Source organism: Salinibacterium sp. (genome assembly GCF_031364185.1).
Taxonomy (GTDB): domain Bacteria; phylum Actinomycetota; class Actinomycetes; order Actinomycetales; family Microbacteriaceae; genus Rhodoglobus.
This window is the reverse complement of sequence record NZ_JANLVV010000210.1, coordinates 1-6,705: the sequence shown is the minus strand read 5'-3', so window position 1 is coordinate 6,705 and position 6,705 is coordinate 1. Positions and strand designations below refer to the sequence as shown.

Below are 6,705 nucleotides of genomic sequence, written 5' to 3'. Positions count from 1 at the left end.
GGATCGCGTACCACGACTCATTGGTGATGAGGCTGTTGCACGCATCCGAAGAGTTCGAGGCGAAGAGCTGCCCGCTACGCGCAACCGTGATGAGTGTCGTCGACTGCAAAACACCGAGCGCGATGGTCAAGTAGCGCGTGTACTGGGTCAGCTTTGCTTGGCCAGACTGGCCCTCTTTGTACAGGGTTTCGAAGTGAGGAATCACAACGCGCAGCAACTGCACGATGATCGACGAGGTGATGTACGGCATGATGCCGAGCGCGAAGACTGACAGTTGCAGCAGAGCGCCGCCGCTGAACAAGTTGACCAATTCGTACAGCCCAGTCGCGCTGCCCGCATCGCCCTCGACGGGGCGGAGGCACTCTTGCACGTTGGCGAAGTTGACGAACGGTGCAGGAATGAAGGAGCCGAGACGGAACAGCGCGACGATGAGAAGCGTGAATCCGATCTTGCGGCGCAAGTCAGGCGTGCGGAAGATTCGCGCGACGGCTCTGAACACAAGTCCTCCAGTTGTTGTGGTGCGGTACAGGAGTGGGGCCTCGTCGAGCCCCACTCCGAAAACGAGCGGTCACCTAGGCGACCGTCGTCACGTTACTTGACTGAGCCGCCAGCTGCCACGATCTTCTGCTCAGCCGAGCTCGAGACCTTGTCAACCGCAACATTCAGCTTAACTGCAATGTCGCCCGAGCCGAGAACCTTGACCTTTTCGTTCTTGCGAACCGCACCCTTGGAAACGAGGTCGAGGATAGTGACATCGCCGCCCTTCGGGTAGAGCTCGGCAAGCTTCTCGAGGTTGACGACCTGGTATTCGACTCGGAAAGGATTCTTGAATCCGCGCAGCTTTGGCGAGCGCATGACGAAGTTCACGCCACCACCCTCGAAGCCCACTCTCATCTGGTAACGGGCCTTGGTTCCCTTGGTTCCACGACCGGCAGTCTTGCCCTTGGAACCTTCACCGCGTCCAACACGGGTCTTATCCTTCTTCGCGCCGGGCGCCGGGCGAAGATGATGTACCTTCAGCACCTGGGCGCGACGTGGCACCGTCGCGCTGTCCGCTACTGCGGACGATCCGGCCGCAGCTGATGGCGTCTTCTTCGCGGGAGCGGCCTTGGCGGCAGCTCCGGTGGCCACGGTGTCGTCGGACTTGGCTGCGGGAGCCTTGGCAACAACGGTCTTCGGTGCGGCAGCCTTCGCCGGCGCCTTCTTGGGTGCAGCCTTGTCGGCAGCGTTCTGTGAGTCAGCGTTCTTTAAGTTGGCGTTCTTTGAGTCGGCCATTAGTCAATCTCCTCGACCTTGACAAGGTGAGCGACAGTGCGGACGTAGCCGCGATTCTGCGAATTGTCTTCGCGAACCACGATGTCACCGATGCGGTGAAGCCCGAGGCTCCGCAAGGTGTCGCGCTGGTTCTGCTTCTCACTGATTTTGGACTTGATCTGGGTTACCTTCAGGCGCGCGGCCATCAGACACCTGCCTTAGCTTCTGCCTCGGCGCGCAGGAGGCGAGCCGGGATAACGTGCTCTGGGTCGAGACCGCGACGCGCGGCAACCGCGCGGGGCTCCTCGAGCTGCTTGAGCGCCGCGACCGTCGCGTGCACGATGTTGATCGTGTTCGACGAACCGAGTGACTTGCTGAGCACGTCGTGGATTCCGGCGCACTCGAGCACTGCACGCACTGGGCCACCGGCAATAACGCCAGTTCCAGCGGACGCCGGACGCAGCAGCACCACTCCTGCGGCTGCCTCACCCTGCACAGGATGCGGGATGGTCTGGGCCACACGAGGAACACGGAAGAAGTTCTTCTTCGCTTCCTCGACACCCTTGGAGATCGCAGTAGGCACCTCACGGGCCTTGCCGTAGCCGACACCCACCAGCCCATTGCCGTCACCGACGACCACGAGAGCGGTGAAGCTGAAGCGACGACCACCCTTCACGACCTTCGATACGCGGTTGATGGTGACGACGCGCTCCAGGAACTGGCTCTTCTCCGCGTCGCGGCCCGTACCACGGTCGCGGCTGGGGCTACGCTCGCGGCCGCCACGGCGGGCCTCGCGAGGCTCGTTGGTGACGTCCGTTGCCGGCGCGTCGACGACTGCAGCAGATGCGACGGCCTCGGCCGTCACCACTGCGGGTGCGTCAGGTGTTTCTACTTCGGATACTTCGGACGTCACGTCCTGCTCCTTGTTGGTTGTTGTTTCGGCGCCCTGGGGCGCGCTCGAAGAGTCAGTGCTCACAGGCTTAATCCGCCCTCTCGTGCTCCATCGGCGATTGCGGCAACGCGACCTGCGTAGCGGCTGCCGCCCCGGTCGAATACGACAGCGTCAACGCCTGCCGCCTTCGCGCGCTCGGCAACAAGCTCGCCAACCTTGCGTGCTTTCGCGGTCTTATCGCCGTCGAAGGTGCGCATGTCAGCTTCGAGTGTGGATGCCGATGCCAGGGTGAAGCCCTTGGAATCATCGACAACCTGCACGAATACGTGCCGGGCCGATCGGGTGACAACGAGGCGCGGACGCACCTCGGTGCCGACGACCTTCTTGCGAAGCCGTGCGTGACGGCGGGCTTTTGCCGCCGACTTGCTCTTACCTCTGGTTCCGAGAGCCATGATCACTTACCACTCTTTCCGGCCTTGCGGCGGACTACTTCTCCGGCGTAACGCACGCCCTTGCCCTTATAGGGTTCCGGCTTGCGCAGCTTGCGGATGTTGGCCGCGACCTCGCCCACTGCCTGCTTATCGATGCCGATGACGGTCACCTTATTGTTGCCCTCGACCGTGAAGCTGATGCCCACAGGTGGGTCAACCGTGATGGAGTGCGAGTAGCCGAGGGCAAACTCGAGCGAGTTGCCTTTGGCTGCGACGCGGTAACCGGTACCAACGACCTCAAGGCCCTTGGTGTAACCGTCGGTTACTCCGACGATCTGGTTCGCGATCAGTGTGCGGGTCAGCCCGTGCAGCGAACGGGATTCGCGCTCGTCATCGGGACGGGTAACGAGCACCTGTCCGTCTTCGAGAGCGACCCTGATCGGGCTCTTGACGGTGAGCGTGAGCTCACCCTTGGGGCCCTTGACTGCGACGGCCTGGCCGTCGATCCTCACCTCGACCCCGGCAGGGACCGAGATGGGAAGTCGTCCAATACGTGACATTTGGGTTACCACACGTAGGCGAGGACTTCCCCACCTACGCCCTTCGACGTCGCCTCTTTGTCGGTCAACAGACCGGAGGAGGTGGACAGGATTGCGACCCCGAGCCCGCCGAGGACCTTGGGAATCTCGGTCGACTTCGCGTAAACACGGAGGCCAGGCTTCGACACGCGCTTGATGCCTACGATGGAGCGCTCGCGATTGGGACCGTACTTGAGGTCGATCGTGAGGGTTTGACCCACGCGGGCGTCTTCAATCTTCCACGCGGCGATGTAGCCCTCGTTCTTGAGCATCTCAGCGATGTGTGACTTCAGCTTGCTGCTCGGCAGCGAAACCGTGTCGTGGTACGCCGAGTTGGCGTTCCGCAGTCTGGTCAGCAGGTCTGCGACCGGATCAGTCATTGTCATGATGGATGTTTCCCTATTCTCGTCCGGTTTCGACATCCGTTACGCGAATGCCGACCTGGTCGATCGGTGTTGCCTGGTTGAACTTCTGCCTACGGCAGTAAAGCTGTGCGTGCGGTAAAGCTACTTGGTGTTCTCAGCGGAGCGGAACGGGAAGCCGAGAGCCTTCAGCAGCGCGCGGCCCTCATCGTTCGTCTTGGCGGTCGTGACGATGGTGATATCAAAACCGCGAACGCGGTCAATCTTGTCCTGGTCGATCTCGTGGAACATCGACTGCTCCGTGAGCCCGAACGTGTAGTTGCCGCGTCCGTCGAATTGCTTATCGCTCAAACCACGGAAGTCACGGATACGCGGAAGCGCAAGCGTGACGAGGCGGTCGAGAAACTCCCACGCGCGGTCACCACGAAGGGTGACGTGTGCGCCAATCGGCTGACCCTCGCGCAGTTTGAACTGAGCGATTGACTTGCGAGCGCTGGTGACCTGCGGCTTCTGGCCGGTGATGGCCGTGAGGTCCTTCACTGCGCCGTCGATGATCTTGCCGTCGCGGGCTGCCTCACCGACACCGGTGTTGACGACGATCTTGACGAGTCCGGGCACCTGGTGCACGTTCGTGAAACCGAAATCTTTCTTGAGCTGCGCAGCGATCTCGTCGCGGTACTTCTGCTTGAGCCGTGGCTGGGCCTTTTGAGAAGGCGCAGCGACAGCCTTCGCGGCAGTGGCGGTGTCAGTCATTAGTTTGCGTCCTTCTCGGTTGCAGCGGGCTTCTCAGCCGCAGCGTCCTTCTTGGCCTTGGGGGCTGCCTTTGCGGGCTTTTCGGTTGCCTTCTCTTCGGCGGCCTCACCCTTCAGCGCCTTCGACTTCTTGGTCTCGACACGACGTGACTTCTTGAAGTAACGCACGCGCGTGGTCTTACCACGGTCATCCGTCTCCTCCTTGAAACCCACGCGGGCGGGGAGCTTTGTGTCGGGGTCGACGAGGGCGATATTCGACACGTGGATCGGGGCCTCCATCGTCTCGATGCCACCGGTCTTGGTGCCGCGCTGGGTCTGTCCGACCTTCATGTGCTTGGTGACGAAGTTGACACCCTCGACGATCACACGGTTCTTCTCGGAGAGAATGCCGATGACACGACCCTGCTTGCCGCGGTCTCCGCCGCGAGCCTGGGTGGGGCCGCTGATGACCTGCACCAGGTCGCCCTTGCGAATGTTAGCCATAAGTTACAGCACCTCCGGTGCGAGCGAGATGATCTTCATGAACTTCTTGTCACGAAGCTCACGACCGACCGGCCCGAAGATACGGGTACCACGAGGGTCTCCGTCTGCCTTCAGGATGACGGCGGCGTTCTCGTCAAACTTGATGTACGAGCCGTCGGAGCGACGGGTCTGCTTGATGACGCGGACGATGACGGCTTTGACCACGTCGCCCTTTTTGACGTTACCGCCCGGGATTGCGTCTTTGACGGTGGCGACGATGACATCGCCGAGCCCCGCGTAACGACGGCCGGAGCCACCGAGAACGCGGATCGTGAGGAGCTCCTTGGCGCCGGTGTTATCGGCGACCTTGACTCTGGATTCCTGCTGGAGCATGTTGTGTCCTTTCAGTAATCAAGCGCGAGCGCGTGACTACTTGGCCTTTTCGAGGATCTCGACCAGGCGCCAGCGCTTGGTAGCGCTCAGCGGACGGGTCTCGCTAATGAGAACGAGGTCGCCGACGCCGGCGCCATTGGCCTCGTCATGAACTTTGACCTTGGATGTGCGGCGGATGACCTTGCCATACAGTGGGTGCTTTACGCGGTCCTCGACCTCGACGACGATGGTCTTGTCCATCTTGTCGCTCGTCACATATCCGCGGCGGCTCTTGCGGTAGCCGCGAGCGAGCTCGGACGTCTCGGCCTGTGGGGTTGTCTTCTCGACAAGTGCAGTGACCTTGGCCATGACTACGCCTCCTTCGTCGCGTCTTGCACAGGCGCAGTGGTGACCTCAGCCGCGGGCTCAGCCGCTGCGTCCGTCGTCACTGGGTCTTTCGCAGACTTGGTCGTTTTCTTTTTAGCTGCCTTGGCCGGAGCCTCGACAGCAACAGGGGTGGCCCGGATTCCCAGCTCGCGCTCACGGACAATCGTGTAGATGCGAGCGATGTCACGCTTGACAGCGCGAATGCGTCCGTGACTCTCGAGCTGGCCGGTCGCGGCCTGGAAGCGAAGGTTGAACAGTTCTTCCTTGGCCTTCTTCAGCTCTTCGACGAGTCGTTCGTCTTCGTAAGTGTCGAGATCGAAAGGGGCGAGCTCCTTGGATCAGATCGCCATTATGAGTCGCCCTCCTCGCGCTTGATGATGCGTGCCTTCAATGGCAGCTTGTGAATGGCACGAGTGAGTGCCTCGCGAGCAACCTCTTCGCTGACGCCGGCGAGCTCAAAGAGCACGCGGCCTGGCTTGACGTTGGCGATCCACCACTCGGGCGAGCCCTTACCGGACCCCATGCGGGTTTCGGCGGGCTTCTTGGTAAGCGGGCGGTCAGGGTAGATGTTGATCCACACCTTCCCTCCACGCTTGATGTGGCGCGTCATGGCAATACGAGCCGCCTCAATCTGGCGGTTGGTGACGTACGCGGGCGTGAGTGCCTGGATGCCGTATTCGCCGAACGAGATGACGGTGCCACCGGTGGCCTGGCCGCTCCGGCCGGGATGGTGCTGCTTGCGGTGCTTGACCTTGCGGGGAATCAACATGGTTACGCCTCAACTCCTGCTGCAACTGGTGCGTCAACCTTGGGCGCTGCCGTCGAACCGGCTGCGCTGCGGGGCGGACGGCTGTCGCGGCGATCGCCACCGCGGTCGTCCCGACGCTCCGGACGCGATGACTTCTGGTTAGCCTGCTCGCGGGCAAGCTCTTTATTGGTGATGTCGCCCTTGTAGATCCAGACCTTGACACCGATACGGCCGAACGTCGTCCTGGCTTCATAGAAGCCGTAGTCGATGTTGGCGCGCAGGGTGTGCAGTGGCACGCGACCCTCACGGTAGAACTCGGAACGGCTCATCTCTGCGCCGCCAAGACGGCCGGACACCTGGATGCGAACACCCTTGACGGAACCGACGCGCTGGGCGCCCTGCAGTCCCTTACGCATCGCACGACGGAATGCGACGCGGGCAGCGAGCTGCTCGGCAATTCCCTGTGC

Annotated in this window: 12 protein-coding genes and 2 pseudogenes; all 14 read right to left on the bottom strand. The window is 61.8% G+C overall.

The genetic code is table 11. The features are described from left to right. The coding region (locus RMN95_RS09360) for a preprotein translocase subunit SecY (RefSeq protein ID WP_397545274.1) at positions 1 to 499 on the bottom strand (499 nt) is incomplete at its 3' end. 92 nt (positions 500 to 591) lie between these two features. Beyond that, positions 592 to 1,275: a 50S ribosomal protein L15 gene (gene rplO / locus RMN95_RS09355; RefSeq protein ID WP_309616650.1), complete on the bottom strand. Its 684-nt coding sequence runs from the start codon at positions 1,273 to 1,275 to the stop codon at positions 592 to 594. After that, entirely contained in the window at positions 1,275 to 1,460 is a 186-nt protein-coding gene (gene rpmD, locus RMN95_RS09350; RefSeq protein ID WP_309616649.1) for a 50S ribosomal protein L30, read from the bottom strand. Before rpmD ends, rplO begins: the two co-directional genes overlap by 1 nt. Beyond that, positions 1,460 to 2,167: a 30S ribosomal protein S5 gene (gene rpsE, locus RMN95_RS09345; RefSeq protein WP_397545116.1), complete on the bottom strand. Its 708-nt coding sequence runs from the start codon at positions 2,165 to 2,167 to the stop codon at positions 1,460 to 1,462. The genes rpmD and rpsE overlap by 1 nt, the downstream gene beginning before the upstream one ends. Before the next feature lie 59 nt (positions 2,168 to 2,226). After that, positions 2,227 to 2,598: a 50S ribosomal protein L18 gene (rplR, locus tag RMN95_RS09340; RefSeq protein WP_309616651.1), complete on the bottom strand. Its 372-nt coding sequence runs from the start codon at positions 2,596 to 2,598 to the stop codon at positions 2,227 to 2,229. Positions 2,599 to 2,600: 2 nt separating this feature from the next. Next, positions 2,601 to 3,137, bottom strand: coding sequence for a 50S ribosomal protein L6 (rplF, locus tag RMN95_RS09335; protein ID WP_309616648.1), 537 nt, complete (start codon positions 3,135 to 3,137; stop codon positions 2,601 to 2,603). A 5-nt stretch (positions 3,138 to 3,142) separates the two neighbouring features. Continuing rightward, positions 3,143 to 3,541, bottom strand: coding sequence for a 30S ribosomal protein S8 (gene rpsH, locus RMN95_RS09330; RefSeq protein ID WP_097060173.1), 399 nt, complete (start codon positions 3,539 to 3,541; stop codon positions 3,143 to 3,145). Between the two features lie 120 nt (positions 3,542 to 3,661). Continuing rightward, positions 3,662 to 4,270, bottom strand: a complete 609-nt coding sequence (rplE, locus tag RMN95_RS09325; RefSeq protein WP_309616647.1) for a 50S ribosomal protein L5 — start codon at positions 4,268 to 4,270, stop codon at positions 3,662 to 3,664. A 146-nt stretch (positions 4,271 to 4,416) separates the two neighbouring features. Next, positions 4,417 to 4,752 (bottom strand): annotated as a pseudogene (gene rplX / locus RMN95_RS09320) (50S ribosomal protein L24); the annotation flags it as partial. Positions 4,753 to 4,755: 3 nt separating this feature from the next. Beyond that, positions 4,756 to 5,124, bottom strand: a complete 369-nt coding sequence (gene rplN / locus RMN95_RS09315; RefSeq protein ID WP_097060170.1) for a 50S ribosomal protein L14 — start codon at positions 5,122 to 5,124, stop codon at positions 4,756 to 4,758. 36 nt (positions 5,125 to 5,160) lie between these two features. Continuing rightward, positions 5,161 to 5,472 (bottom strand): 30S ribosomal protein S17, encoded by a 312-nt coding sequence (rpsQ, locus tag RMN95_RS09310; protein WP_309616646.1) that lies wholly within the window; start codon positions 5,470 to 5,472, stop codon positions 5,161 to 5,163. Positions 5,473 to 5,474: 2 nt separating this feature from the next. Next, positions 5,475 to 5,828 (bottom strand): annotated as a pseudogene (gene rpmC, locus RMN95_RS09305) (50S ribosomal protein L29); the annotation flags it as partial. Positions 5,829 to 5,839: 11 nt separating this feature from the next. Then, the gene (rplP, locus tag RMN95_RS09300; protein ID WP_309616645.1) at positions 5,840 to 6,259 is read right to left on the bottom strand and encodes a 50S ribosomal protein L16; all 420 of its coding nucleotides are present in this window, start codon (positions 6,257 to 6,259) and stop codon (positions 5,840 to 5,842) included. Between the two features lie 2 nt (positions 6,260 to 6,261). Further along, positions 6,262 to 6,705 (bottom strand): 30S ribosomal protein S3 (gene rpsC, locus RMN95_RS09295; RefSeq protein WP_309616644.1); only part of this gene is annotated, 444 nt, incomplete at its 5' end.